The following is a 25,336-nucleotide window of genomic DNA, read 5'->3' as shown; positions in this document are numbered from 1 at the left end:
GCGGCCGCCTTAAGCGCCGTTGTGTCGTCCGAAGGGGCGCGTCGAGCCATCCGCGAGGATCAGGAGAGTGACATAGGGCTCTCGGCCGGCGGCCTCCATGCCGGGCGATCCGGCGGGCATGCCGGGTGCGGTCAGGGCGCGCGCGGCAGGCGCTTCACGCACAAGCCGTTCGACATCCGACGCGGGCACATGGCCTTCGATCGCGTAGCGGCCGACCACGCCGGTGTGGCACGACGCGAGGCGGTCCGGTATCCCGTGACGGGCCCGGATCGGGGCGAGGTCATCAAGATCGACCACGAGCGCCGTCCAGCCGGCGCCGCGCATGTGCGCGACCCAGCCGCCGCAGCAGCCGCACCAGGGCGTCTTGTAGACCGTGATCTGCCGCGCGACCCGACCGGGGGTCTGAGCCTGGGCGAGCGGCGGGAGGGCGGCGGTCGCCAAGCCGGTGACGAGCGCGGCGCGGCGGGTGAGGCGAAGAGAGGACATGACGGCTCCTGCGGACGGACCTGATCCTAGCAGCGCGCCGGCTCCGCGCACGCGACACGTCGCCGCTGGCAGGGTGTTCGGAGGCCCCTGGACTTTGTAACAGATTGCCACCTCTGGAGAACGGAAGTAACGAACGCGCGATGACCTCGTCGATGACGACATGGGCGAAGCTGATCGCGGCGATGACACTCGTCTTCGCCGCCTTCTTCTTCGCGCCCGCCGTCGACGCCGCGACCTGCATGCCGGAGCCCCCCGCGGCCCACGCGTTCGTCGATCACAATCCCGACGACGGCGACCACGGCGACCCGTCCGGGAACCATGGCATCTGCGCCCACGGACACTGCCACCATACCTCCACGGCGCGCACTCACGGCGTCGACGCCATTGCGCCCGCGTTCGGCGAACTGCTGCTGCAAAGCGGCCGCCACGATGACGTCCTGGCCTCGGTCACGCCCGACGGACTGAAGCGACCGCCCAGAGTCTGACCGAAGGCCTGCGCCCTTTCGGGCGCCTCTTCGTGATCAGAAATCTGGAAATGGAACATGTCTCCCACATCTCGCCGGCGACCGGGTCTCGCGGTCGGCTGCGCGCTTGCTGCGATCGCAGCGACTCTGGTCAGTCCCGCCTGGGCTGACCCCGCCCCGACCTACGCCCAACTGCTCGCGCAGCTCGGCCAGACGCCCGCCACCCTGGAGGCGGGCGCGAACCTCGACGCCGCAGAAGCCCGCGTGCGTCAGGCCCGTGTGCGTCCCAACCCCGTGCTCGGGCTCGATGTCGAGAACGCGTACGGCTCCGGCCCCTTCTCGGGGATGGACAACGCCGATACGACCCTCGCGTTGAGCACGGACCTCGAATTGTGGGGACGTCGCGCGAGCCGCATCGCCGCCGCGCGCGCCGAGGCCGGCGCCGTCGGCCTGCAGCGCGATCTTGCGGTGATCGACGCCGCCGGTCGCCTGGCCCTGGTCTATTCCGAAGCCGAGGCGGCGCAGCGCCGCGCGGCCTTGGCGGACGAAGTCCTGACCCTGACCCTGGCCGACGCCCGCGCCGCCCTGGCGCTGGTGGAGGAGGGGCGCGAGCCGCTCCTGCGCGGCATCCAGGGCGAGGCCGAGGTCGCGTCAGCCCGCGCCGCCCTTGACGAAGCCGTCGCCGAACGGGACGCCGCCTACGCTCGCCTCACCGCCGTGGCGATGATCCCGTCGTCCGTGACGCGCATCGACGTCAGTCTGCTGGACGAGGCGCCGTCCGGGGTGGGCTCCGCGATCAACGACGCGCCCATCGTGCGCGTGGCCGAGGCCGAGCGCACGGCCGCCGAACGCCGGATCGACGTGCAACGTGTCCAGGCCCGCCCGGACATCAGCGCCAGCGTGGGCATTCGCCGCTTCGAGGCGGAGGACGCCACCGCGCTTACCTTCGGGATCAGCATGCCGCTGCCGCTGTTCGACCGGAACCGGGGAAACATCGAGGCGGCGCAGGCCGAGTTCAGGGCGGCCGACGCCCGCCTGATGTCGGCGCGGCAGGAGGCCCAGGCCGACCGGGCCGCCGCGGTGGCGCGCCTGGCCGCCTCGGTGAGCCGCGTGGCGGCCGCCGACGCCGGCGTCACCGCGGCCGAAGAAGCTTACCGCCTGTCGCGGATCGGCTTCGAGGCCGGTCGCATCTCCCAGGTCGAACTGCGCGTCACCCGAACCGCCCTCGTCAACGCGCGGTCCGCCGCGGTCGACGCCCGTCTCGCGCGCGTCCGCGCCGAGATCGATCTCGCGCGCCTGGACGGCCGCGCCCCCTTCCAAGGAGCCCAGTGATGCGCAAGCGCACATCCAACAAGACCCTGTTGATCGGCGGCGTCGCCGCCCTCGTCGTCCTTGGCGGCGGCGGGCTCTATCTCGCCACGCGAGGCGCCGACGCGCCGCCTGCCCCGGCGGCCGCGGAGGGCGAAGCCGGCCATGGCGAAGAGGAAGGCGGGCATGCGGAAGGCGAGGCCGGGCATGCCGAGGAGGGCGAGGCCGAAGAGGGCCGCGTCGAACTGACCGCCGCGCAGATCCAGGCGGCCGGCATCTCCGTCGTCGGCGTAAGCGCCGGCGGCGGGGCGGAGACGCGTCTGGCGGGGCGGGTCGAGCCGATGGTCGATTCCCGCGCTGCGGTCGCCGCTGCGGTTGGCGGCCGGGTCGAGCGGGTGCTTGTGGCGCCCGGCCAGTCGGTTCGCGCCGGCCAGCCGCTCGTCAGCCTGGTCAGCGGTGAAGCCGCCACCTTCCGCGCCGACGCCGATGCGGCGGCGGCCTCCGCCGAGGCCGCGCGTCAGGCCTATCAGCGGAACCGCAACCTGTCCGAACAGGGCGTGGTCGCCCGCCAGGAGGTCGAGGCCTCGCGGGCGCAGCTTCTCAGCGCCGAGGCAGCGACCCGTGCGGCTCGGGCGCGGTCCGCAGCCGCGGGCTCGCCCAATGCGTCAGGACGGCTCAACGTGACCAGCCCGATCTCGGGCGTGGTGAGCAATGTGCAGGTCGGACCGGGCGGCTTCGTCGCCCAGGGCGGCGTGGTCGCCGAAGTGTCCAACCCGGCCCGCGTCGAGATGGTGTTCAACGCGCCTCCCGCCCTGGCGGCGAATGTTCGCCCGGGCGCGGCGATGCGGGTCACCGGGCCGTCCGGCGAGTTCGACGCGGTCGTCACCGGGGTGGCCGCGGACGCCGGTCTGAACGAGAGCGGAGCGACCGTCATCCGCGCCCGTCCGTCTTCCGGAACCCTGCCGCCCGCCGGGTCCGCCGTGTCCGGCTCGGTGGTCACCGGACAGGCGACCTCGGGCGGCATGACCGTGCCGTCCGAAGCGGTCCAGACCGTCGACGGCAACACTGTGGTCTTCGTGCAGGTCCAGGGCGGCTTTCAGGCCACTCAGGTGCTCGCCGGCCGTCAGGCCGCCGGTCGCACAGAAATCCTGCGCGGCCTGACCGGCTCCGAGCGCATCGCGTCCGCCAACGCCTTCCTGCTCAAGGCCGAACTGGCCAAGGGCGAGGCCGAGCACGGTCACTAAGGGGGCGATCGCATGTTCAAATTCATCATCGAGGCCTCGGTCAAATTCCGATGGTTCGTGGTCCTCGCCACGGCCCTCGTCTCGGCCTGGGGTCTGTTCCAGCTGACCAAGCTGCCCATCGACGCCGTGCCGGACATCACCAACCGGCAGGTCCAGATCAACACCATCGCCCCGGCGCTCGCGCCCGAGCAGATGGAGCGACAGGTCACCTATCCCATCGAAACCGCCATGGCCGGCATCCCCGGCCTGCAGAGCACCCGGTCCCTGAGCCGCAACGGCTTCAGCCAGGTCACTGTCATCTTCACCGACCAGACGGACATCTATTTCGCCCGCCAGCAGGTGGCCGAGCGGATGGCCCAGGCCCGCGAGAACCTCCCCGAAGGGGTCGAGCCGGGTCTGGCTCCGATCACCACGGGTCTCGGCGAGGTGCTGATGTGGACGGTCGACTACAAGCCGTTCAACTCCCAGAACCTCGCCAAGCCGGGCCAGCCCGGCTGGCAGGCCGGCGGCGCCTATCTGACGCCCGAAGGCGAGCTGCTGACTACGCCGCAGGCGCGGGCGACCTATCTGCGCACCGTTCAGGACTGGATTATCGCCCCGCGCATGCGCACGGCGGCCGGCCTGGCCGGTGTCGATGTCAACGGTGGCTATGTGAAGGAGTTCGCCGTCCGCCCCGACGCGGCGCGTCTCGCCAGCTATGGTCTCGGCCTCGGCGATCTGATCCTGGCGCTGGAGAACGCCAACACCCAGGCGGGCGCCGGCTATGTCCAGCGCTCGGGTGAAGCCCTGACCGTCCGCACCGACGCCCTGGCACAGACCATTCCGGATCTGGCCCAGGCCCCTGTCGTCAACCGTAACGGTCTGGTCGTCCGCGTCGCCGATGTCGCCACCGTCGAGGTGGGGCAGGCGCCGCGTCTCGGCGGCGCAAGCCGCGACGGCCACGAAGCCGTCATCGGCACGGCCCTGATGCTGGCGGGCGGCAACAGCCGCACCGTCGCCCAAGCTGCGGCCGAACGTCTTGAGGAAGTCGGCGCCAGCCTGCCGCCGAGCATCGTCGCCGAGCCGGTCCTGAACCGCAGCGCGCTGGTCAACAAGACCATCGCGACCGTGGCTCGGAACCTGACCGAGGGCGCGCTGCTGGTGATCGTAGTGCTTTTCCTGCTGCTCGGGAATATTCGCGCCGCCAGCATCACCGCGCTGATGATTCCGATCAGCTTCCTGTTCGCCATTATCGGCATGAACCGGTTCGGGATCAGCGGTAACCTGATGAGCCTGGGCGCGCTGGACTTCGGCCTTCTGGTCGATGGCGCGGTCATCGTCGTCGAGAGCACTTTGCTGATGCTGTCGCAGAAGCGGATCGAGGTCGGTCGGGCGCTGACGCGCAAAGAGCGCCTGAGCGTCGCTGCGGCCGCAGCGATGAAGATGGTCAAGCCGGCGGCGTTCGGTCAGCTGATCATCCTGCTGGTCTTCACCCCGCTGCTGATGCTCGAAGGGGTCGAGGGGAAGACCTTCATCCCGATGGGCGCGACGGTGATGCTGGCTCTGGTCGGCGCCTTCATCTTCTCGTTCACCTTCGTGCCGGCGATGACGGCGCTGCTGGTGCGCGAGCCGAAGAAGATCGATGTGGACGAGCACGGTCACGCGCACGAGCACGAGACCTTCATCATCCGTTGGGTCCGCCGCTGGGCCGAACCGGCGATCCGGGCGGCGGTCGGCCGTCCCAAGATCGTTCTGATCGCGGCGCTGGGCGCGCTGGCGGTGGGCGGCGTCGCCTTCACCACCCTGGGCCGGGAGTTCATCCCGACGCTGGACGAAGGCGACATCGCCATGCAGGCGCTGCGCGTTCCGTCGGCCTCGCTCGAACAATCCCTCGCCATGCAGATGGCGATCGAGCGCGCCATCGCCGCCCAGCCCGAGGTGAAGACCATCTTCGCCCGGACCGGCACCGCCGAAGCGGCCGTCGACCCCATGCCGCCCAACATCTCCGACGCGGTCATCATCCTGAAGGACCGCAAGGAATGGCCGGATCCGCGGCTGGAGAAGGAGGAGTTGATCGCCCGGTTCGAGGAACTGGCCTCGGCCCAGCTCGGCAACAGCTTCGAGTTCAGTCAGCCCATTGAGCTTCGGTTCAACGAACTGATCTCGGGCGTCCGGACCGATCTGGCGGTCATGGTCTACGGCGATGACTTCACCCAGCTGCAGGCGACCGCCGATCAGGTGGCCAATGTCCTGCGCAACACCCAAGGCTCGGCTGACGTGCGGGTGGAGCAGGCCTCCGGTCTGCCGACCCTGACGGTCAGCGTGGATCGCTTCGCGGCCGCCAACTACGGCCTGTCGGCGGCGGAGGTGTCCAACGCCGTCTCCGCGGCCATCGGTGGCGCCGAGGCGGGGCAGATCTTCGAGGGGGACCGTCGCTTCGATGTGGTGGTTCGTCTGGCGGATGAGGCCCGCAACGATCCGGCGGCGCTCGCGGCGCTGCCGATCACGACGACGACCGGCATCACGGTGCCTCTGTCCTCGGTCGCCCGTATCCAGGTTGCGGAAGGTCAGAACCAGATCAGCCGCAACGACGGCAGCCGGCGCATGGTGGTCCAGGCCAATGTGCGCGGGCGCGATCTGGGCGGCTTCGTCACGGACGCCCAGGCGCGCGTGCAGGAACAGGTTCAACTTCCGGCGGGCTACTCCCTGACCTGGGGCGGCCAGTTCGAGAACCTGAAGCGGGCCGAGCAGCGGCTGGGTCTGGTGATCCCGGTCGTCTTCATCCTGATCGGCATCCTGCTGTTCATGGCCCTGGGCTCGTTCGCGGAGGCCGGTCTGGTCTTCGCCTGCGTGCCTCTGGCCCTGGTCGGCGGGGCGTTGGCCCTGCTGTTGAGGGGCATGCCCTTCTCGGTGTCCGCGGCGGTCGGTTTCATCGCCGTCTCCGGCGTGGCGACATTGAACGGGCTGGTCCTGATGCAGGCGATCCGCGAACGGCTCCAGGCCGGGGCGGAACCCATGGTCGCCGCCATTGAGGGCGCCTCCAGCCGTCTTCGCGCGGTTCTGACCACGGCACTGGTGGCGATCGTTGGCTTCATTCCGATGGCGATCGCGCACGGGGCGGGCGCTGAGGTGCAGAAGCCTCTGGCGACCGTGGTCATCGGCGGTCTTCTGACCGCCACGGCCCTCACCCTCCTGGTCCTGCCCACCTTCGCGGCCAAGGCTGTGAAGCACCGCGCCGCGGAAGGACTGGAGGAATGAACGGGGGCCACGACACGGAGCAGGTCCAGCGCCGTATCCTGCTGGCGGTTCTGGCCCTAAACGCTCTGCTGTTCGTGGGCCTGGGAGTCGGCGGCCTCGCCGCCGACTCCAGCGCCCTGCTGGCCAACGCCGTGGACAACGGATCCGACGCGGCCGTCTATCTGATCAGCTTCCTCGCGGTCGGCCGGGCCCTGATCTGGAAGACCCGCGCGGCGCAGGTCTCCGGCGTGATGCTGCTGATCTTCGCGGTCCTCGTCCTGCTCGACGCCCTGCGCAGGACGCTGACCGGGACGGAACCGGTCGGCCCGACCATGATGGTCCTCGCCGTCATCGCCGCGGTCATCAACCTGATCTGCCTCATGCTCATCCGCCGCCAGCAGAGCAGCGACGTCAACATGAAGGCCGCCGAGACCTTCAGCCTCAACGATTTCGCGTCCAACGGCGGTATCCTCGTCGCCGGCGGTCTGGTGATGTGGCTGGACCAGGCCTGGCCCGACTTGGTGGTCGGCGTCCTGGTCGCGGCCATCGCGGCCAAGGGGGGGCTCGACATCCTCGGCGACGCCCGGGCCGCGCGACGCGACGGACCGGAGGCGGACGCATGAGCCCGCCCCTGATCGACATCGCCTCGGTCCAGCGTTGGCGGAAACTCTTCATCGGCGCGGGCCTGTTCGCCCTGCTGGCCTGGACCGCTCTGGTGCGAGCGCTGCCCGGGCTCGAACACCCGGTCGAGCATCTTGGCATGGTGGCGATCATGGTCTGCGTGCTCGGACGCGCCTGGTGCTCCCTCTATATCGGCGGGCGCAAGAAGCAGGAGATCGTCGCCAGCGGACCCTATTCGCTGTGCCGCAATCCGCTCTACGTCTTCAGCGTCATCGGGGCCTTCGGGGTCGGCGCCCAGACCGGCAGCCTCAGCGTCGGCCTCGCGTTCGCCCTGGCCTGCTGGGGGGTCTTCCTGATCGTCGCGAGACGCGAGGAGAGTTACCTGGGGACCGCCTTCGGCGAGACCTACCGGACGTACTTCGAGCGGACCCCGCGCTTCCTGCCCGATCCTCGCCTCTGGCGAGATGAGGCGGAGCTGTCGGTCCGCCCGTCGTTCTTTCTCAAGACCGTCCGCGACGGCTTGGTCTTTCTCCTGGCGCTGCCCGTGTTCGAGGGGCTGGAGCGCCTCCAGGCGATCGGCTGGCTCGACGCCGTCGTCGCATTGCCCTGAGGAGGTGCGAGGTGAACCGCAAACGTCTCGTCACCCTGCTCAGCGCGATCCTGGCCCTCGCCGCCTTCGCTGCGGGCGCAGCCATGCACGGCGCCGGTCTTCTCATCCCCGAACGCTCCAACCCTACCCGCGACTTCCCCTGAGGCCCGACCATGCCCAAGACCCTCCGGCTCAATATTCCCGTCCTTCTTCCCCACGCGCCTGACGCCGAGGACGGCTGCGTGGGACGTCTGATCGCCCTCATGCGGGCCGAGGCGGGCGTGTCCGAGGCGCATCTGGTCGAGGGCGCGGACGGCGCGGAGCTCTGCATCCACTATGATCCGGACCTGCTGTCGCTGGCCCAGGTCAGACGGCGGGCGCGGCAGGCCGGCGCCGAGGTCAGCGAGCGGTTCGGCCACCTGACGGGACGGGTGCACGGCGTCCGGCATGCGCGCCACGCCCGCACGCTCGCGGCCGAGCTGGGCGAGGAAGCCGGCGTCATCGAAGCCGCGCTGGATCCGGCGGGCGCCTTGCGTCTGGAGTTCGACCGTCAGGCCACGAGCCGCGAGAGATTGGTCGAGCGCCTGGCGTCTCTTGGTCTCAAATTGACGGAGACGTCGGACGTCGCCGGCCCATCGGCGGCTGTGGGTCCGGCGCCGCAAGCGGCCCGGAACGCGGCGTCGGGTCATGGTCCGGACGACGGCCACGATCACGGACACGCCGAGGGCGATGGACACGACCACGGCCATTCCGAAGGCGACGGTCATGACCATAGCCATGGCGGGGTGCTGGGGCCGAACACGGAGCTGATCTTCGCCGTGGGGAGCGGCGTCGCCCTGACGGTCGGCTGGCTGATCGAGAAATTCGTTCCGGCCCTCCCGGCGGCGCTGCCGTTCGCGCTCTTCCTGATCGCCTACGCCTTGGGCGGCTGGTTCACGGTCGGCGAAGCTATCGGAAACCTGCGGCGCAAGCGGTTCGAGATCGACACCCTGATGCTGGTCGCGGCCGCGGGCGCGGCCGCGCTGGGCGCCTGGGCGGAGGGGGCGCTGCTGCTGTTCCTGTTCAGCCTGGGGCACGCGCTCGAGCACTACGCCATGGGCCGCGCCAAGAAGGCGATCGAGGCGCTGGCGGCCCTGGCGCCGCGCACCGCCCATGTGCGGCGCGGCGATCAGGTCGTCGAACTGCCCGTGGAGCAGCTGGAGATCGGCGACCTGGTCGTCGTCCGGCCGAACGAGCGGTTGCCGGCCGACGGCTTCGTGATCAAGGGCACGTCCAGCGTCAACCAGGCGCCGGTCACCGGAGAGAGCATCCCGGTCGACAAGCAGCCGGTCGCGGACGCCGAGGAAGCGCGGGCCAGACCCGCATCGGTCGCGGCGTCGTCGGTGGTCTTCGCTGGCACGATCAACGGCGGCGGCGCGATCGAGATCGAGACGACGCGGCGCTCCAACGACACGACCCTGGCCAAGGTCGTCCGGATGGTCAGCGAGGCCGAGACCCAGAAATCGCCGACGCAGCGCTTTACCGACCGCTTCGAACGGGTCTTCGTCCCCCTGGTCCTCGGTCTGGCCTTCGTTCTCCTGTTCGCCTGGGTGGTCGTCGACGAGCCCTTCCGCGACAGCTTCTACCGCGCGATGGCGGTGCTGGTGGCGGCGAGCCCCTGCGCCCTGGCCATCGCCACGCCCAGCGCGGTGCTGTCCGGCGTGGCCCGGGCGGCCCGGGCCGGGGTCTTGGTGAAGGGTGGGGCGCCGCTGGAGAACCTCGGCGCGCTGGATGCCATCGCCTTCGACAAGACCGGAACCCTCACCGAAGGGAAGCCGCGGATCACCGATGTCGTGCCCTTCGGCCAGACGACCGAAGACGAACTGCTGGAGATCGCCGTCGCCGTCGAACGGCTCAGCGACCACCCGCTCGCGGAGGCGATCGTCCGGGATGGAAGCCAGCGCCTGGCGACCGCGCCCGCGCGAACCGCGACGGATCTGCGCAGCCTGACGGGGAAGGGGGTCACCGCCCGGTTGGAGGGGAGGGAGATCTGGATCGGCAAGCCGGAGATGTTCGGCGCCGACGGCATCGCGCCGCTGGGCCCCGATACGGAGATCGCGGTCGCCGCCCTGCGCAACGAGGGCCGCACCCTTATGGTGGTGCGGCAGGGGAACAAGGACCTCGGCGTCATCGGACTTCTGGACACGCCCCGGGCGAAGGCGCGCGAGACACTGACGGCGCTGCGCGCGCTCGGCATCCGCCGGATGATCATGATCTCGGGCGATCATCAGAAAGCCGCTCAGGCGGTCGCCGGGCAGGTCGGCCTGACCGAGGCCTGGGGCGACCTGATGCCGGAGGACAAGGTCGAGGCCATCAAGAAACTGCGGGCGGAGGCCAAGGTCGCCATGGTCGGAGACGGGGTCAACGACGCCCCGGCGATGGCGACGGCGACCGTGGGCGTCGCCATGGGGGCGGCCGGATCGGACGTCGCCCTGGAGACGGCCGACGTCGCCCTGATGGCCGACGACCTGTCAAAGCTGCCGTTCACCGTCGGCCTCAGCCGGCAGACCCGCCGCATCATCCGTCAGAACCTGTTCGTCAGCCTCGGCGTGGTGGCCTTCCTCGTTCCGGCGACGATCTTCGGGCTTGGCATCGGTCCGGCGGTGGCTCTGCACGAGGGTTCGACGCTGCTGGTCGTCTTCAACGCGCTGCGTCTGCTCGCCTGGCGCGGCCCGCGAGAGGCCGCGTGAACTCGCAAACCCCAAGCACAGGAGAACCCCTATGAAACGCATCGGATGGGTCAGCGTGATCGCGCTCTTCCTTCTCGTCTCGGTGTTCGGCTTCGGCGTATTGTCCCGCCAGGCCGCGAGACCGTCCGCGACCCCGGCGGTCGATGCCCGGCCGATCGATCAACACGCCGGCCACAGCGACGCGGCGGCCGACAGCCCGGCGACGCGGTCCTACAAGGAGGCGAACGCCCGGATGCATTCGGCCATGGAGATCGAGTACAGCGGCGACGCCGACGTCGACTTCATGCGGGGCATGATCGCCCACCACGAGGGCGCGGTCGCCATGGCCAGGATCGCGCTCGAGCACGGCTCTGATCCGGAGGTACGCAGCCTCGCCCAAGAGGTCATCCGGACCCAGGAGGCGGAGATCGTCCGCATGCGGGTGTGGCTGGCCACCCGCGAGAGCCGGTCGAACTAGGCCGATGGGCTCAAAGCGGTCCACGATCCACAGCCGGGCGCCCCGCTGGCGTCCCGGCAAATACCGCGCCCGCGGTAGGTCCCGGCGCCCCCGTCCGCCGGCGCCGTTTCGGCCGGTCCGAGACACCCTGATCGCGGTCGGGGCCGGCCTGGTGGCCGCCTTCGTCGTCTTCTGCGTGGCGGCGCCCATGGCGACGACTTACCGGTTTCCCCTGTACGGCGCCTTCGGCGGGCTGATGCTTCTTTTGACCGCCTTGACCTTCCGGATGGCGGCCAAGGACCCGGCCGGCCGGCTGTTGGCCGCGATCCTGGCGCTGGTGTGCGTTCTCGGGACCGCCGCCTTGTACGTCGGACGCGATCAGATCAATCTCGCGCCGCCCCACAGGCACGCCGTCCCAGACGCCGCCGCTTCCGTCAGGCCCGGCCGATGACGGCCCTAGAGGCCACTGCGCGGGTTCCCGTCCGGATCACGCGCGGGGGATGGCTCGACATTCTGCGTTTCGTGGCGGCCGCCCTGATCGTCCTTTACCATTTCCGCGAGGCCGCCCCGGTCGCGCTCGGCGAGGTTCATCCCGTCTTCGACCGGGGCTACCTGTTGACGAACTTCTTCATCATCGACTCGGGGTACGTCCTCGCGCGCATCTACGGGGAGGGCTTCGCCAATCGCACCCTCTCGCTCTCCCTGTATGTGCGCCAACGGCTTCTTCGCGTCGCGCCCTCTCATCTCGTCGTCATCGCCGCGCTCGCGCTGCTCGTCGCGACCGCCGCCGCCGTCGGAATCCGTCCGAGCAACCCGCAATGGTTCGCCTGGCCCGAGCTTCCGGCCCAGGTCTTCCTCGTCCAGGCCTACGGCGTCCCGGGCGGGCAGGGCTGGAACGCCCCGACCTGGACGCTATCGGCGCTGCTGGGCTGCTACCTGGCCCTGCCCTGGATCTGCAGGGCGCTCTGGCGCCTGCGCCCTTGGCTCGTGGTTGCAGGCGTCGTAATGCTGCTTCTGGTGGCGGATGGTGCGAGCCGGGCATGGTTGGGCGACCCCCTCTACCGGCTTCCGCTCCGTCACGGATTCATCCGGGCGCTGCCCCTGTTCCTGCTGGGCGTCGCGGCTGCGATCCTAGGCGCGCGCGTCTGGGTCCCGCCGGTCCGTGCGGCATGGATGGGGCTCGCCGCCTTCGCGGGTCTGATCGCGGCCCAGGCCGTGTCCGATCTCGCCCTGATTTCGCTTCTCCTGCTCACCGTCATGATCTGGGCCGCCGGAGCCCTGCCCGTGGCGCGTCCGTCACGGCTGATCGAGCAGCTTGGTCTTATGTCCTTCGCTATGTTCCTGACCAACGAAGTGACCCGGATCGTCTGGTTTGGCGCGTTCGACGCCCTTGGCCAGGCGGCCTGGCCGGCGACCGTTCGCTGGGGCGTCTGGGGGCTGGGTCTGGCCTCCGCCTTTGCGGCGGCGGCGGTGTTCCGATACGGTTTCGACGGCCCGGTGCAAGCCTGGCTCAATCCGCCGCGGCGACCACCGGCGCAGCCGGGCGTGAGTTCTGACCGCCCGGTGGCTTGAAGGGCGCATCACCGAACCCTGTGCAACCGGGTGCGGCTCGGCTGTTGGCCGATCGGATGCCTGATCGGTCAATCGTCGGGCTCAGGCCGCCAGCGCGCGTCCATATCCCGACGTTCAGGGCTCGGGAACCGCACGACGCGGCGGGCGCAGACGGCGCATGCGCTTTCGTTTCTCCAGGAGCCATCCCTACCCGGGCGCGGTTGTCTCGGTGATTGACGATCCGCCGCAGGGATCGAACTGCGTGATCGAGTTCGGCGACGGCGTGGTGATCGTCGCGGGCGCTCGAACCTACGGCGACGCCCATCTTCTGGATATCCCGGCCTATCGCACGGCCAGAGGATCGAACGTCGGGCCCGGTCTCCGCGCGGGGGCTGGCGCGCCCATCCCCGCCGTTAGCCACCCTCCCGGTCAAGAGGCGCCATGCCCATGCCCGGGGCGTCGAACGGTCCCTCAAGCCACTGAACCAGATACTCCGCCACGGCGCTCAACCACTGCGGTCGCTGGGCGGGGCGGCGACTGTAGTTTTCAAGCGTGTGGGCCAGCAGGAAGTCGTACGGTCGTGGATGGATCGCGAACCGGTTGGAGAGCGGCAGGTTCATCTCCACCGCCGCGGCCGCGAAGAGCGACCGTTGCACATGCCCGTTTCCATCCAGGAAGGGATGGATGAAGCCGAACTGGCTGAAGAGATAAGAGAGCGTCACCAACTGGTCCCACGGCTCGACGAGGGTGTCGATCCGCAAGCGCACGGTCCCGACGAGGCTTTGCATGGCCGAAGGGACGTCCGGCGGGTCCATGAAGGTGAACGTCTGACCCTCGACGATGACGCTCGGACCGCCCATGACACGCAGCGCGAGGGATGTGCCGGGGACGCCGCGATAGCCGCCGGCGTATTCCGGATGGGCTGGCGGGACGAAGGCGGAGTAGAGGTCTCGATGAAGACCGCGCGGATCGTCCAGGCAGGCCCTCCGATAGACGGGGTCCGTTCGCAGCTTTTGGAGAAGCGTCGCGCTTTCGACGGCCATTCGGTCGTCGAACTCGGGATGGCGCTGTGGATGCCATTCGGGATGTTGGAGCGTCATCGACTGTCCTCACCTGCGGCTCTAGCCGTCTGCTCGAGCGGCGCCGACGCTCCGGCGTCGAAATGAAATAGTCGGGAGTCCGATAGCCTGGCAGGCGCGCGGATGGCGAGCGCGACAGGGCGCTGATCGGCTTTATCACGGATTGGGCCGGCGGGCTTGGCTTACCCGCCAGCAAGCGGGAAAGTCGTCTCGGTCAATCGTGTTGGTTGTGCCGCGCAGTTGCTCTAGGCTCCTGACCGGGGAGGCGACCATGACAGACCAAGACGCTCAATCGAACGAACCGGCCACGGACCTGTCCGTGCTCGACCGTGTATTGACGGCGTTCACGACCGCTGTTGAATCCGAAGAGGGGCTGGCTGACACCGCACAGCGGTTGGTCGATACGCTCATCACGAAGAAGGATCTCAGCGAGGCCGCGATCAGTCAGGCGCTCTTCGGAGGCGATCCGGCATGATCCAGGTCGAGAGCCTCACGATCGCGGAGTTCCGCGGCATCCGCAGCCTGTCGCTTAATCTTCAGCGGCGGAACTTCGCCGTCTGCGGCTCCAACGGCACCGGCAAGAGCGGCGTCGTGGACGCCTTGGAGTTCGTTCTGACGGGCACAATCTCGCGCCTGACCGGGAAAGGCCGCGGCGACCTGTCCATCAAGGATCATGGCCCTCACGTCGATAGGAAGACGGAACCGGAGAAGGCGTTCGTCGAAGCGACAGTGTGGATCCCGTCGCTCAGGCGATCCGTCCAGGTTCGGCGATCGGTGAAGGCGCCCGCCGTGCTTCAGGCCCATCCTGACAGCCCGGAGGTGCAGGCGGTGTTCCGCCAGCTGGAGGCCCATCCGGAGATCGCCCTGTCTCGCCGGGAGATCATTCGCTTTGTCCTGACCGAGCCGGGTCAACGCGCCAAGGACGTCCAGGCTCTCCTCAAACTGGACGACCTCGAAGTCCTGAGAACGCGGCTGCAGCGCATCTCTAACGCCAGTCAGGCCGCTGCGAAGGCCGCGGCCGCGACCCGTGATGCGGCGAAGGCTGAGTTTGTACGCGCGATGGATATCGCTGACGCGACCGCACCGGAAATCCTCGAAGCCGCCAACCGGCGCCGGAGGGTGCTTGGACTGGAGGGTCTTTCGACGCTGGGGCCCGAGGGGTCGCTACGCGATGGGTTGAGCTCACAAGCGGGCGGCCCGGTCGCCGCGGTCAACAAGGCGGTCGCCGCCGCTGATCTCGCCGCGCTGCGGGACTCAGTCGATCGGCGATCGGGGGAAGACGTCCGCGCCCAGGTCGCGGCGGCGAGGACGGCGGTCGAGCGGCTAATCGCTGACGAATCTTTGCTGAAGGACGTCGTGCGCGACGATTTTCTCAAGACGGCTCTCGATCTCTATGAGGGTGAAGTCTGTCCCGTCTGCGACACGCCCAAGACCCTGGACGAGCTCACCGCGATCATTCAGGCCAAGCGGGCGAAACTGGAGGCGGTCAAGGTCCTGCGCGCGGCGGCCGAAGACAAGCTGATGGGGGTTCGAGACGCGCTCGAAGCGGAAGCGGCTTTGACCCGGCCGGTCTACCTCACAGGCAAGTCGCTTCTCGAAGCCCATGAACTCGATCAGATCGCCGACCATGGCAAGGCTCTGGTCGATGCCGGCGCTGCGCTTGCGGCGCTTCTGCCGCTCGACAAGACGCTGGCCCGGCTTGACGAGCTGACGCCCTCCGCAGGTTTGGTCGATCTGTTGACCCGGCTTTCGGGAGCCATCGGCGGACTGCCGGAGCCTTCGGACCAGGACGCCGCGCGCGATTACCTCATCACGGGTCAGTTGCGCCTTGAGGCGTTGCGGACAGCCAGCGCGGCCGCCCGGACGGCGAACGCCCGCGCCGACAGGGCGAAGAAGGTCTTCGACCTGTACTCTGCGACCTCCACCGCGGCGCTGGAGAAGGTCTACGAAGATGTTCAAGGTCATTTCGCCGAGCTCTACCGCCGCATCAACGCCGATGACGAGGGGAACTTCGAGGCCAAACTGAAACCCTCCCTGGGAAAGCTCGGCTTCGGGGTGGACTTCTACGGACGGGGCTTCTTTCCGCCGGGCGCCTACCATAGCGAGGGACACCAGGACAGCATGGGCCTGTGTCTCTACCTCGCCCTGATGCGGTATCTCCTGGGAACGGGCTTCACCTTCGCGGTCCTTGACGACGTGCTGATGTCAGTGGACGCCGGTCATCGGCGCGAGGTGTCGAAGCTGCTGAAGGCGGAGTTCCCGGACACGCAGTTCGTTCTCACCACCCACGACCGCGCCTGGCTGAAGTTCATGAGCACCACGGGCCTCGTGGCCCCAAAGGACACGGTCCAGTTCCGCAAATGGACGGTGGAGGAAGGTCCCACGACCTGGAGCAAGGGCGACGTGTGGGACGAAATGCGCGAGAAGGCGCGAAATGACGATGTCGCAGGCGCGGCTGGCGCTCTGCGTCGATCTTTGGAGCACCTATCCGCGGAAGCCTGCCAGGCGCTGCGCGCCAAGGTCGAGTTCAGCATCGATGGACATCATGACCTGGGCGACCTGCTGGATCCGGCCATCGGACAGATGAAGTCTCTTCTCAAAGACGCGCGTCTGGCGGCGGAAAGCTGGTCGGATACGGAGCGGTTGGCGGCGGTGAAGGCGAGCGAAACGGCCTTCGCCCAGGCCGTGACCGACGCCAAGGTCGAACAATGGCAGATCAATCCGGCCGTCCACTACAATGCATGGGCTGACCTGCAGAAGGCGGAGATGATCGCGGTCATCGACGCGTTTCAGGCGCTGTTCGTGCTCTTCAACTGTGACCATTGCGGCGTCCTGATCGAGGTAAGTCCGGGACGTGGCCGACGTGAGTACCTCCAGTGCATGTGCGGCAAGGTCAAGTTCGCCTTCATGTCGAAACCGAAAGTCGCCGCGTAGGCCGCATTCGCGCTGGTCCCTGCTCAGTCCCCGGCGTCGCCAAGACGTCAGTCGTCTTCGTCCTCGCGTTCCCGCGGAGGGGGCGTCCAGCCGTCGGCTTCGAACAGGGCGACCACTTCGCCGAAAGCCTCGCGCCGAAGTGACCGTAGGAGCATCTGATAGAAGCGATTGCGGGCGTCCGGCGAGGGCAGGCGTCCGCCGCCCGCGTTCCGAACCAGGCTCAGGAGCAGCGCGCTGGTGCCGGACGCCGCGTAGTTCTGGCCGGTGGCGGCGACGGCGTCGAGCAGTTGATCGAGGGCCGCCGTGTCGAGCCGGCCCGTGTAGGGCGTGATGTACGCGTCGAAATTGGCTTCGGAGCCGCGGAAGCTTCCGGACTGGGCGTAGAGCTCAACCGCATGGGGCCAAAGCTCCGGCAGGGGCGCGGCGGCGATCGCCTGAGCCAGAGGCTCGCGGTCTAACCCGGCGATAAGGGCGAGGATCGGCGCCCTGAATGGCGCGAAGGCGACGCCCTTTAGGAGGAGGTAGTCCGTCAGAGTGGCGCCGTCGGCGTTGTTGACCGTCTCCTGCAGGGAGGTCCGGGTCGGCTCCTGCACGAGGTGCCAGAAGTCGGGGAAGGCTGCGACGAAGGCGATGGCGCGCGCGCGGTCGGCCGGGTCGAGCGCGTCGAGCAGACGCACGATGCTGGCCACCACGTCAGGCCAGGCTGCAGCCGCCCGGTCGCGAACCGCGACCAGCGCGGCTTCGACCTTGGGGCGGACGACGTCGAGATGGGCAGGAACGCCCTTCAGCAGAGACTTCGCCAGCACGGTGCCGAAGTTGCGGATCGCCTGCGGCCGGACCCGCGCGAGGTAGCGCTGCTCGACATAGTCGAGGATCCGCGCGGGATCGGTCGGGAAGCCGGACGATTGGACGTCGGCGTCGAAGACCTCGAAGATGGCGCGGCCCTGGAGGGCTTCCTGACCGAGAACCAGGTCGACGGCGTTGACGAGATGCATCCGAACCAGTTCGGGGGTCGGTTCGAATAGGAGGGCTTCGGCGGAGAAGGCCGGATGGGCGCAGAGGTGACGATCCTCGCGCAGGCGTTCGAGCTGCCGGCCCGCGATCTGGCTGATCGCCTGGGTGTTGTCTGCGGCGTCTTCGAGAATGCGGCCCTCTAGCTGAAGCAGTTGCCGGATGTCGCGGATGGCCGTCGCATTGTCCCACGACTGTAGGAAGGCCGTCGCCGCGGCATCGCCCATGGCGCTGAGCTCGCGATATTTGGCGATCAGATCATAGGCGATAGCGACCCAGGCGGCCGTGAGCGAGGCGCGCAGCGCCCCGGCCTTGTAGGCCCGCACGGCGTCCAGGAAGTAGGTGCGGGATTGCGGGTTGCGGACCTTGGTCAGCAGGATGTCGAGGTCTACGAAACTGGAATCCACGGGATCGCACCGGATAGTAAAAGGAACGCCGACCTTAGCCATGCCCCTTGCGGGACGTAAGCCGGCGCTCAGTCATTGCCCAGGTGTGGGCCATGGCGAGCTTCACCTGTCGCGTTCGAATGCGCTGCGCGAGGGTGGAGGGAGAGCGGGGAGTGCAAGCATCTGACATTGGCCAAACCCGCAGCGAGGGCCTATGGTGAGGGGATTGTCTTTCTGACCTCCCGACCGTCAAGCGGGCTCGTGGAATAGCAATCTGGGTGGAGCCGGCAAGGCGGGGGGAGGGGGCGGCTGGAGTTCAGTGCCGGGACGAACCGCCGCGAGGATCAAGCGCTCCAGGCATTCGATCGCCTCCCGCTTCTCCTCAAGATAGTCGTGCTGGACATAGACCGACATGGTGATGGACGATCCGCCGCCTAGCTCGTTCGCATGGTTGAGAAGCTTGGACAGAATGAAGGGGCTTGTCCTGGCTCGCGCCAGCCTGGTCGCTCCGCTGCGGCGCAGGTCGTGGACCGTGATGTCCGGAATATCGATCGCGGCCCTGATGTCGCGCATGGCGTGGCTGATCGCCGAGGGATGAATGGCGCCCGGCGCCTCGCCGCGCCCGACGAAGACAAACGGCGACGGCTCCGCGCCCTCCGACGGCTTTGGCCGAAGCGCCAGGGCTTCCTTGATCAGGACGATCGAAAACGCGCCCAAGGGAACGACGGTGGTGCGTCCGGCCTTGGTGCGGCCGGCGGGGATCGTCCATGTCTTCTCGGCGAAATCGAGTTCGGCGACTCGCATCTCCGCGACCTCCGCGCGTCGCTGCAGAAGTAGGGCCGCCAGCTGGATCGCGATCCGGATCGGACGCCCCACCATTAGCGCCTCGTCCCGGCCTTTCGGCAGCGGACGTCGGTAACCGGACGTGTCTTCGAGGGCCCGCCAGAGCGCTCGCAACTCGACATCGTTGAGGACGCGCGTCCGCGGGGTTTCCTCCGCGAGATCGTCGAGCTGCTGGGCGGGGTTCCTGAGAACCCGATCTTCGGAGATTCCCCACGCGAAAATCTGGCTGATCAGGCTCCGGGCGCGATTGGACGTAACTCCCTTGCCCTCTTGCAGGATCTCCCGAAGACGTTTGCGCACCACGTCCTTGGTCACCGCTTCGATGCGCAAACCCGCGATCTGGCGGAGATGCTTCCGGTAGAGGTTCCGTTCGGAAAGGATGGTGGGCGCGCGCTTGCGCTTTTTGCTCGGGCGATACTCTCCGGTCTCGGTAGCCCTGAAGTAGCCCTCGGCCATGTCGTCGAACGTCCTCAGCGTCTGAGCCTTGGCTTCGGCCTTGATGACCTGAATTTCGGTCGCTGGATCGCGGCCGGCGTCGATCTCGGTTTGAAGTTTCCTCGCCTTCGCGCGGGCCCCCGCGACCGTCAGCGCGGCGGCGTCGCCCAGGGCTTGATCCGGCGGAACATAGCGACCGAGCCGAACTCTCGGCTGACTTCCATCCGGACGCCGATAACGAAAGCCCCAGACTTTCGAGTGCCCCGAAACCCGCAGGTAGAGACCCTTCAGGTCCGCATCCCAGAGCTCGAGACGATGTTCGTCAGTCGGTCTGAGCGCCGCGACGCTCCGGTCTGTCAGTCGTGTCGCGCCCATCTGAATCCTCGTCCGAAGCGCCCCGATTTTGGGGAGCAAATGGGGAGCAAATTGCAGCAACTCGAAGCATAGCGACGAAGAGGGGTGAATTCAAAAACTTTCTAAACACAGTGCATTAGCACAGTCCTGAACAGTCCTGAAAAGGCATTGGAGGCCGCTGGGGGTCAAGGGGTCGCAGGTTCGAATCCTGTCGCTCCGACCATTCTTGAAAAAGAATGATGATGGTGGGGTCGTCCTTGCGGGCGGCCCCATCGCCGTATCTGGAGGCAGGTTCGGCGCTCAGCCGCGCTCGGCCCATCGCAGCAGCGGGATGAGCGGCAGGCCCCAGGCGGTCCCGCCGATGCCGAAGAACAGGAAGTCGATCCACTGCGACGGCGGCAGCAGTCCGCGCAGGGCGATCAGGCCCCAAACCCAGAAAACGAGAAAGAGCAGCACGCCGATCGCGGCGACGAAGCGACGCAGACGCGGCGGCATCAGCGCTTGTTCCGGAACAGGAAGAAGGCCACGAGACAGATGCCCGATCCGACGAGCGCCCACGGCACCCAGACCCAGCTGTCCATCGTGCTGACCGCGAAGACCCGCACCGCCAGAAACCATCCGCAGGCCAGGCCGATCCCGGACACAAGGCTTGTGCCGCCAAAGCCGCGCCGGCCCGTCAGAAGGTCCGCGATCCAGGCCAGCAGCAGGCCGCCTGCGACGGCGGCGGCGATATCGGCGTATTGCAACCCTGATCTCCTGCGGCAACAGCGCCGTTAACTCAATCCGACTCGATCTTGTCGCTTGGGGCGGGCATACCGCACCGGTCGCGTCTGGTCTTCGTTCGACGCGACACCATATCCGGGTCAGTGTCAGGCGTCGAATGAACCGTTTCGGAAATCCAGATCGTAACCGCGCCGTCGCCGTGTGGCTCTTCACTACGGCCGCCGTCGTCTTCCTGATGGTCGTGATCGGCGGCATCACGCGGCTGACGGGCTCGGGCCTGTCGATCACGGAGTGGAAGCCCATCATGGGCGCGATTCCGCCTCTGAACGACGCCCAGTGGGCCGAGGCCTTCCAGAAGTACAAGCAGATCCCGCAGTACGCGCAGGTCAACGCCGGCATGAGCCTGGGCGAGTTTCAGGGCATCTTCTGGTGGGAGTGGCTGCACCGGCTGATCGGGCGTCTGGTGGGTATGGTGTTCGCCCTGCCGCTGATCGTCTTCCTGCTGTGCCGTCTTGGGCCGGCCCGGTCGGTATTCCACCAGTGGGCGATGCCCAATCGCCTGATCTGGCGCTGTGTCCTGCTCCTGGCCTTGGGCGGCCTTCAGGGGCTGATCGGATGGTGGATGGTGTCTAGCGGCCTGTCCGAGCGTGTCAGCGTCGCGCCGGAGCGTCTGGCCACACATCTGGGTCTGGCGTTCGTGCTGTTCGCCGCCCTGATCTGGACGGGGCTGGAGGCCTGGAACGGCGAGGATCACGGCCGGCCGCCGTCGGGTTGGGCGAGGGGCGCCGGCCTGCTGCTCGGCGCGGTCTTCCTGCAATGTCTGCTGGGCGCCCTGGTTGCGGGCGGTCATGCGGGGCTGGTCTATACCGACTGGCCGCTGATGAACGGCGCCGTTTTGCCGCCGGCCGACTGGAGCCTGGGCGCGGTCGCCTTTCTGCATGATCAGGCGCTGACGCAGTTCAATCACCGACTGGTCGCCTATGGCCTGCTGATCGCCGTCAGCATTTATGCCTTCCAGGCCTGGCGCTGGCGCGTGGCGGAGGGAATGGGCTTCGGCGCCTTTGCGCTTGCGGGTGTGATCTGGTTCCAGGCTCTGCTGGGGATCGTGACCCTGGTGCACGCGGTTCCGGTGTGGCTGGGCGTGCTGCACCAGGCGGGCGCCGCAATCGTGCTGGCGACGGCCACCGTGAACCTATGGTTGGTGCTGCGGGCTCAGCCGCGCATCTTCATGTCCGGACCGAGGACCATGGGCCTCTGATCGCCAGAGTCATGCCGGGGTACATGATGTTGACGAACAGCACCTCGCCATCCGGCGAGAAGCAGGCGCCGGCGAACTCGGAGTTGCCGGTGAAGACATTGCGGCCGATCGTATAGACCTTGCCCTCTAGCGTGACGCCTTTCAGGTGATTGCGGACGTCCGAGGAATAGTTGTCCTCGCACAGGATCAAGTGTCCCCAGGGCGCGACGGTAATGTTGTCGGCCATATTCATCGTCTTCGGGTCCGTGCTTTCCACGAACAACTGCAGCCGGTCCGCCGCGCCGTTCAGACCGGGGACCAGCCGCATGACCTGACCGCGGCGGATTGGCCCGCCCGAGGTTGCGGTGAAATACAGTTCGTCATCGCCCCACCAGACGCCTTCGCCCCGCGCCACCCAGGCCGCGCCGGACGCATGACCGCGCTTGGCTAGGTCGCCATTGGGAGATTCGACGTCGTCCAGATCAATCCATTCGATCTCCCTCCAATCCCCGACAGCCCAGGTGCGAGCGTCCTGATTGCGGGTGTCGGCCGAGGGCGCGCCCTTCCAGGCCATCGCCTGAAGCCGGCCGCCCTCTCTCAGCCTGCCGGGCGCATTGGGAATGAAGCGATAGAAGAGGCCGGCGTTGTCGTCTTCGGTCAGATAGACGACGCCGGTGCGGGGATCGACGCAGACGGCCTCGTGATCGAAGCGACCCATGGCCTTGAGCGGCACCGGATCGACCAGGGCGGTTGCGGTCGCCGGCACTTCGAAGACCCATCCGTGAGCCTTGGTCACATCGGCGTCGGCCGGCGTCTCCAGCGTTTCCTCGCAGGTCAGCCAACTGCCCCACGGCGTCGGGCCGCCGCAGCAGTTGGTCGAGGTGCCGGCCAGCGTCAGATGTCGGCTGACCATCCGGCGGGTCGCCAGATCATAGACGATGGTGGAACAGCCGCCGGGCAGGGGGCGGCCATTCTTATAGGTGTCGTAGCCCTTGGTGGCGTCCAGCAGGTCAAGCCGTTCCTCACGAAGGCCGCCGGGGCCGAGGTTGCGATGCAGGCCGCTGGAGCCTTTCAGCTCGTGATTGACGACCAGGGCCACGCGAGACCCTTCCAGCGGGAAACAAGCCATGCCGTCAGGCTGACCCGGAGCTAACAAGCCGTCATCCATCGTGTCTCCGCTCTGGGCCACGACCTGATAGGAAAAGCCTTCGGGCAGATCGAGCAAGCGATTGGGATCGCGCAGCAGCGGGCCGTAGCCATGGACCTCGTTGACGTAGGTCTCTTCACCCGCCGTCTGAGCGGCGGCATGACGAGCCAGTCCCGAGAAGGCGGCGGCTGCGCCCGTGGCGATCAGACCGCGACGATGAAGGATCATGAAGGGACTCCAGAGCTGTCGTCTTTGCGATGCCCGCCTATAATCATCCTTTGATGACGTTTTATGTTACGCCGTAACGCTGCCTAGCCTCTTCGCGTCGGGTATTTTAATACCGTATTTTAAAAACTTAGTTGAAACAATGCGTTGTGGCAAATGTGATGTTGTTTAGTGCGTTGACGCGACCAATCGTCTCCTGTATCAGCGCGCCTTCATTCGGTTCCCTCGGGGGCCGGACCCGATTTTCGTCTCCAGGAACCCCCTCATGCTGAAGAGCACTACGGCTTCGTTGAAGCCGGCCGAGGTCGAGAAGAAGTGGATCCACATCGACGCCGAAGGCGTCGTGGTGGGCCGCCTTGCGACCTTCATCGCCAACCGTCTGCGCGGCAAGCACCGCGGCGACTACACCCCGCACGTCGATTGCGGCGACTATGTCGTCGTCACCAACGTCGACAAGGTGGTGTTCACTGGCAAGAAGAACACCGACAAGATCTACTATCGCCACACCGGTCACCCGGGCGGCGTCAAGTCGACCACGCCTGAGAAGGTTCTGGGCGGCCGCTTCCCCGAACGCGTGCTTGAAAAGGCCGTCGAGCGCATGCTGCCCAAGGAAAGCCCCTTGGCCCGCAAGCAGATGACGCACCTGCGCCTGTTCGCCGGCGCCGCGCACGACCACGAAGCCCAGCAACCGGAAACGATCGACTTCAAGTCGGCGTCGCCCAAGAACACCCGGAGCGTCTGAGCATGACCGACGTGACCAACACCGAAACCGCCACCGGCTTCGACGCCCTGAAGGGCCTGAGCTCTTCGGTCGAGAACGACGCGCCCGTCTATGTCCAGAAGCTGGACGCCCAGGGCCGCGCCTATTCGACCGGCAAGCGCAAGAACGCCATCGCTCGCGTCTGGGTGAAGCCCGGCACCGGCAAGATCACCATCAACGGCAAGGACCAGGAGCAGTATTTCGCTCGTCCCGTGCTGCGCATGATGATCGCTCAGCCGCTGACCGTCTCGGATCGCGCCACGCAGTATGACGTGATCTGCACCGTCGAAGGTTCGGGCCTGTCGGGCCAGGCCGGCGCCATTCGTCACGGCCTGTCGCACGCCCTGACGCACTTCGAACCGGAACTGCGCAAGGTTCTGAAGCCGCATGGCTTCCTGACCCGCGACAGCCGCGTCGTCGAGCGCAAGAAGTACGGCCGCGCCAAAGCTCGCCGCAGCTTCCAGTTCTCGAAGCGCTGATCGCGTTTACGCGGTTTGGATTTGGGGCGCTTCGGGGAGACCCGGAGCGCCCTTTTTCTTGCGCCTTTGCTCCCTTAAGCGGAGAAGGAACGGGAGAGACAAATGACCCACACCATCTTCATCGACGGCGAGGCCGGCACCACGGGGCTGGAAATCCGCGAGCGGCTGGAAGCGCGCCCGGATTTGGAACTGCTGTTGCTGGGCGAGCGTCGTCGGGATGCGGATGCGCGGCGTGAGGCCCTGAACGGCGCTGACGCGGTGATCCTGTGTCTGCCCGACGATGCGGCGCGGGAAGCCGTGTCCATGATCGAGAACCCGTCGGTCAAGGTGATCGACGCCTCGACCGCCTATCGCGTCGCGCCAGGCTGGGCCTATGGCTTTGCTGAAATGGATGCCGGGCAGCGTGCGTTGATCGCGCGCTCTCAGTTCGTTTCGAACCCCGGCTGTTATCCCACGGGTTTCATTGCCTTGGTGCGGCCGCTGGTGAAGGCGGGTCTGGTGCCCGCCAACTATCCGGTCACGGTCAATGCGGTGTCGGGCTATTCCGGCGGCGGCAAGGCCATGATCGCCGCGTTCGAGGCGGCCGCAAAAGACAGCGGGGGCGCCGCGACCGCCTATCGCGCCTATGGTCTGACGCTGAGGCACAAGCATGTGCCTGAAATGACAAAACACACAGGTCTGAGCCGAGACGTGCTGTTCACGCCGGCGGTCGGAAACTATCGCCAAGGCATGCTGGTCGAGGTTCCGCTGCATCTGGGGGCCCTGCCGGAAACCCCTTCTGTCGAACGGCTGCACGGCGCCTTGGTCGAGGCCTATGACGGCCAGCGGTTCGTCGAGGTCGCCGACCTGGAGGAGACCGAGGCCATGACCGGCATCGCGCCCGAAGGCCTGAACGGCACCAATCGCCTGCGTCTGCATGTCTTCGGCGATCGCAACGGCGAGCAGGCGCGGCTGGTCGCTTTGCTCGACAACCTGGGCAAGGGTGCGTCGGGCGCGGCGGTGCAGAACCTGAACATCATGCTGGGCCTGGATGAAGCGACCGGTCTGATCTGAGGTCTGAAACCATTCGGCGGCGTGCG

The 25,336-nt window shown here is 67.6% G+C and carries 24 protein-coding genes; 17 read left to right on the top strand and 7 right to left on the bottom strand.

Features of this window, described 5'->3' with window-relative positions:
* Positions 1–9: 9 nt before the first annotated feature.
* Entirely contained in the window at positions 10–486 is a 477-nt protein-coding gene (locus tag HF680_RS04155) for a DUF411 domain-containing protein (protein ID WP_185224137.1), read from the bottom strand.
* 140 nt (positions 487–626) lie between these two features.
* Here HF680_RS04155 and HF680_RS04150 point away from each other — a divergent pair, with 140 nt between their 5' ends.
* The 11 genes from HF680_RS04150 to HF680_RS04105 all read left to right on the top strand — a co-directional run bounded on the left by HF680_RS04150 (position 627) and on the right by HF680_RS04105 (position 12,665).
* Positions 627–971: a hypothetical protein gene (locus tag HF680_RS04150; protein WP_185224136.1), complete on the top strand. Its 345-nt coding sequence runs from the start codon at positions 627–629 to the stop codon at positions 969–971.
* A 57-nt stretch (positions 972–1,028) separates the two neighbouring features.
* A complete protein-coding gene (locus HF680_RS04145) occupies positions 1,029–2,282 on the top strand; it encodes a TolC family protein (protein WP_185224135.1) in 1,254 nt (417 codons plus the stop codon).
* Positions 2,282–3,502: an efflux RND transporter periplasmic adaptor subunit gene (locus tag HF680_RS04140; protein ID WP_185224134.1), complete on the top strand. Its 1,221-nt coding sequence runs from the start codon at positions 2,282–2,284 to the stop codon at positions 3,500–3,502. Before HF680_RS04145 ends, HF680_RS04140 begins: the two co-directional genes overlap by 1 nt.
* Before the next feature lie 12 nt (positions 3,503–3,514).
* Positions 3,515–6,739 (top strand): efflux RND transporter permease subunit, encoded by a 3,225-nt coding sequence (locus tag HF680_RS04135; protein ID WP_185224133.1) that lies wholly within the window; start codon positions 3,515–3,517, stop codon positions 6,737–6,739.
* The gene (locus tag HF680_RS04130) at positions 6,736–7,341 is read left to right on the top strand and encodes a cation transporter (RefSeq protein WP_185224132.1); all 606 of its coding nucleotides are present in this window, start codon (positions 6,736–6,738) and stop codon (positions 7,339–7,341) included. Before HF680_RS04135 ends, HF680_RS04130 begins: the two co-directional genes overlap by 4 nt.
* Positions 7,338–7,949: a methyltransferase gene (locus HF680_RS04125; protein WP_185224131.1), complete on the top strand. Its 612-nt coding sequence runs from the start codon at positions 7,338–7,340 to the stop codon at positions 7,947–7,949. Before HF680_RS04130 ends, HF680_RS04125 begins: the two co-directional genes overlap by 4 nt.
* An 11-nt stretch (positions 7,950–7,960) precedes the next feature.
* A complete protein-coding gene (locus HF680_RS16145; protein ID WP_255360440.1) occupies positions 7,961–8,092 on the top strand; it encodes a hypothetical protein in 132 nt (43 codons plus the stop codon).
* A 9-nt stretch (positions 8,093–8,101) separates the two neighbouring features.
* Complete coding sequence (locus HF680_RS04120) at positions 8,102–10,657, top strand: heavy metal translocating P-type ATPase (protein WP_185224130.1); 2,556 nt, start codon at positions 8,102–8,104, stop codon at positions 10,655–10,657.
* Positions 10,658–10,688: 31 nt separating this feature from the next.
* Positions 10,689–11,114, top strand: coding sequence for a CopM family metallochaperone (copM, locus tag HF680_RS04115; RefSeq protein ID WP_185224129.1), 426 nt, complete (start codon positions 10,689–10,691; stop codon positions 11,112–11,114).
* 151 nt (positions 11,115–11,265) lie between these two features.
* Positions 11,266–11,544 carry a hypothetical protein gene (locus HF680_RS04110; protein WP_156146850.1) on the top strand — a complete coding sequence of 93 codons (279 nt, stop codon included), beginning with the start codon at positions 11,266–11,268 and terminating at the stop codon, positions 11,542–11,544.
* A complete protein-coding gene (locus tag HF680_RS04105) occupies positions 11,541–12,665 on the top strand; it encodes an acyltransferase family protein (RefSeq protein WP_045811735.1) in 1,125 nt (374 codons plus the stop codon). Before HF680_RS04110 ends, HF680_RS04105 begins: the two co-directional genes overlap by 4 nt.
* Positions 12,666–13,057: 392 nt before the next feature.
* Here HF680_RS04105 and HF680_RS04100 read toward each other — a convergent pair whose 3' ends face one another.
* Complete coding sequence (locus HF680_RS04100; RefSeq protein ID WP_045811734.1) at positions 13,058–13,744, bottom strand: Fic family protein; 687 nt, start codon at positions 13,742–13,744, stop codon at positions 13,058–13,060.
* A gap of 250 nt (positions 13,745–13,994) precedes the next feature.
* On the opposite strand from HF680_RS04100, the gene HF680_RS04095 reads away from it, so the two are divergent.
* The gene (locus tag HF680_RS04095; protein WP_156146849.1) at positions 13,995–14,198 is read left to right on the top strand and encodes a hypothetical protein; all 204 of its coding nucleotides are present in this window, start codon (positions 13,995–13,997) and stop codon (positions 14,196–14,198) included.
* Positions 14,195–16,657 (top strand): ATP-binding protein, encoded by a 2,463-nt coding sequence (locus tag HF680_RS04090; RefSeq protein WP_185224128.1) that lies wholly within the window; start codon positions 14,195–14,197, stop codon positions 16,655–16,657. The genes HF680_RS04095 and HF680_RS04090 overlap by 4 nt, the downstream gene beginning before the upstream one ends.
* Before the next feature lie 47 nt (positions 16,658–16,704).
* Here HF680_RS04090 and HF680_RS04085 read toward each other — a convergent pair whose 3' ends face one another.
* The 4 genes from HF680_RS04085 to HF680_RS04070 all read right to left on the bottom strand — a co-directional run bounded on the left by HF680_RS04085 (position 16,705) and on the right by HF680_RS04070 (position 20,432).
* The gene (locus HF680_RS04085; protein WP_185224127.1) at positions 16,705–18,075 is read right to left on the bottom strand and encodes a hypothetical protein; all 1,371 of its coding nucleotides are present in this window, start codon (positions 18,073–18,075) and stop codon (positions 16,705–16,707) included.
* Positions 18,076–18,303: 228 nt separating this feature from the next.
* A complete protein-coding gene (locus tag HF680_RS04080) occupies positions 18,304–19,707 on the bottom strand; it encodes a tyrosine-type recombinase/integrase (protein ID WP_185224126.1) in 1,404 nt (467 codons plus the stop codon).
* A gap of 279 nt (positions 19,708–19,986) precedes the next feature.
* The gene (locus HF680_RS04075; protein WP_045811727.1) at positions 19,987–20,181 is read right to left on the bottom strand and encodes a DUF2842 domain-containing protein; all 195 of its coding nucleotides are present in this window, start codon (positions 20,179–20,181) and stop codon (positions 19,987–19,989) included.
* Complete coding sequence (locus HF680_RS04070; RefSeq protein WP_017503900.1) at positions 20,181–20,432, bottom strand: hypothetical protein; 252 nt, start codon at positions 20,430–20,432, stop codon at positions 20,181–20,183. Before HF680_RS04070 ends, HF680_RS04075 begins: the two co-directional genes overlap by 1 nt.
* A 134-nt stretch (positions 20,433–20,566) precedes the next feature.
* Here HF680_RS04070 and HF680_RS04065 point away from each other — a divergent pair, with 134 nt between their 5' ends.
* Positions 20,567–21,667, top strand: coding sequence for a COX15/CtaA family protein (locus tag HF680_RS04065; RefSeq protein ID WP_045811726.1), 1,101 nt, complete (start codon positions 20,567–20,569; stop codon positions 21,665–21,667).
* On the opposite strand, the gene HF680_RS04060 is transcribed toward HF680_RS04065, so the two are convergent.
* On the bottom strand, positions 21,636–23,021 hold the full coding sequence (locus HF680_RS04060) for an alkaline phosphatase PhoX (protein ID WP_185224125.1): 1,386 nt from the start codon (positions 23,019–23,021) through the stop codon (positions 21,636–21,638). The two genes, HF680_RS04065 and HF680_RS04060, sit on opposite strands and share 32 nt — an antisense overlap.
* A gap of 262 nt (positions 23,022–23,283) precedes the next feature.
* Between HF680_RS04060 and rplM the strand changes: the two genes are divergently transcribed.
* From rplM to argC, 3 genes are all read left to right on the top strand, one after another.
* Positions 23,284–23,760, top strand: coding sequence for a 50S ribosomal protein L13 (gene rplM, locus HF680_RS04055; protein WP_017503897.1), 477 nt, complete (start codon positions 23,284–23,286; stop codon positions 23,758–23,760).
* A gap of 2 nt (positions 23,761–23,762) precedes the next feature.
* On the top strand, positions 23,763–24,257 hold the full coding sequence (rpsI, locus tag HF680_RS04050; protein ID WP_017503896.1) for a 30S ribosomal protein S9: 495 nt from the start codon (positions 23,763–23,765) through the stop codon (positions 24,255–24,257).
* A 102-nt stretch (positions 24,258–24,359) separates the two neighbouring features.
* Positions 24,360–25,310, top strand: coding sequence for an N-acetyl-gamma-glutamyl-phosphate reductase (argC, locus tag HF680_RS04045; RefSeq protein ID WP_185224124.1), 951 nt, complete (start codon positions 24,360–24,362; stop codon positions 25,308–25,310).
* The last annotated feature ends 26 nt before the right edge of the window (positions 25,311–25,336 follow it).

It is taken from the genome of Brevundimonas huaxiensis (assembly GCF_014218725.1).
In the GTDB taxonomy this organism is placed as follows: domain Bacteria; phylum Pseudomonadota; class Alphaproteobacteria; order Caulobacterales; family Caulobacteraceae; genus Brevundimonas; species Brevundimonas huaxiensis.
Note: the sequence above shows the minus strand (reverse complement) of the source record. Positions and strands in the feature narration are given on the sequence as shown.

Coding starts and splice junctions, on each gene's coding strand:
- copM (WP_185224129.1), top strand. CDS start 10,689: ATGAAACGCATCGGATGGGTCAGCGTGATCGCGCTCTTCCTTCTCGTC.
- HF680_RS04090 (WP_185224128.1), top strand. CDS start 14,195: ATGATCCAGGTCGAGAGCCTCACGATCGCGGAGTTCCGCGGCATCCGC.
- rplM (WP_017503897.1), top strand. CDS start 23,284: ATGCTGAAGAGCACTACGGCTTCGTTGAAGCCGGCCGAGGTCGAGAAG.
- HF680_RS04065 (WP_045811726.1), top strand. CDS start 20,567: ATGAACCGTTTCGGAAATCCAGATCGTAACCGCGCCGTCGCCGTGTGG.
- HF680_RS04080 (WP_185224126.1), bottom strand. CDS start 19,707: ATGGGCGCGACACGACTGACAGACCGGAGCGTCGCGGCGCTCAGACCG.
- HF680_RS04145 (WP_185224135.1), top strand. CDS start 1,029: ATGTCTCCCACATCTCGCCGGCGACCGGGTCTCGCGGTCGGCTGCGCG.
- HF680_RS04140 (WP_185224134.1), top strand. CDS start 2,282: ATGCGCAAGCGCACATCCAACAAGACCCTGTTGATCGGCGGCGTCGCC.
- HF680_RS04135 (WP_185224133.1), top strand. CDS start 3,515: ATGTTCAAATTCATCATCGAGGCCTCGGTCAAATTCCGATGGTTCGTG.
- HF680_RS04130 (WP_185224132.1), top strand. CDS start 6,736: ATGAACGGGGGCCACGACACGGAGCAGGTCCAGCGCCGTATCCTGCTG.
- HF680_RS04060 (WP_185224125.1), bottom strand. CDS start 23,021: ATGATCCTTCATCGTCGCGGTCTGATCGCCACGGGCGCAGCCGCCGCC.
- rpsI (WP_017503896.1), top strand. CDS start 23,763: ATGACCGACGTGACCAACACCGAAACCGCCACCGGCTTCGACGCCCTG.
- HF680_RS04105 (WP_045811735.1), top strand. CDS start 11,541: ATGACGGCCCTAGAGGCCACTGCGCGGGTTCCCGTCCGGATCACGCGC.
- HF680_RS04075 (WP_045811727.1), bottom strand. CDS start 20,181: ATGCCGCCGCGTCTGCGTCGCTTCGTCGCCGCGATCGGCGTGCTGCTC.
- argC (WP_185224124.1), top strand. CDS start 24,360: ATGACCCACACCATCTTCATCGACGGCGAGGCCGGCACCACGGGGCTG.
- HF680_RS04125 (WP_185224131.1), top strand. CDS start 7,338: ATGAGCCCGCCCCTGATCGACATCGCCTCGGTCCAGCGTTGGCGGAAA.
- HF680_RS04095 (WP_156146849.1), top strand. CDS start 13,995: ATGACAGACCAAGACGCTCAATCGAACGAACCGGCCACGGACCTGTCC.
- HF680_RS04120 (WP_185224130.1), top strand. CDS start 8,102: ATGCCCAAGACCCTCCGGCTCAATATTCCCGTCCTTCTTCCCCACGCG.
- HF680_RS04100 (WP_045811734.1), bottom strand. CDS start 13,744: ATGACGCTCCAACATCCCGAATGGCATCCACAGCGCCATCCCGAGTTC.
- HF680_RS04150 (WP_185224136.1), top strand. CDS start 627: ATGACCTCGTCGATGACGACATGGGCGAAGCTGATCGCGGCGATGACA.
- HF680_RS04155 (WP_185224137.1), bottom strand. CDS start 486: ATGTCCTCTCTTCGCCTCACCCGCCGCGCCGCGCTCGTCACCGGCTTG.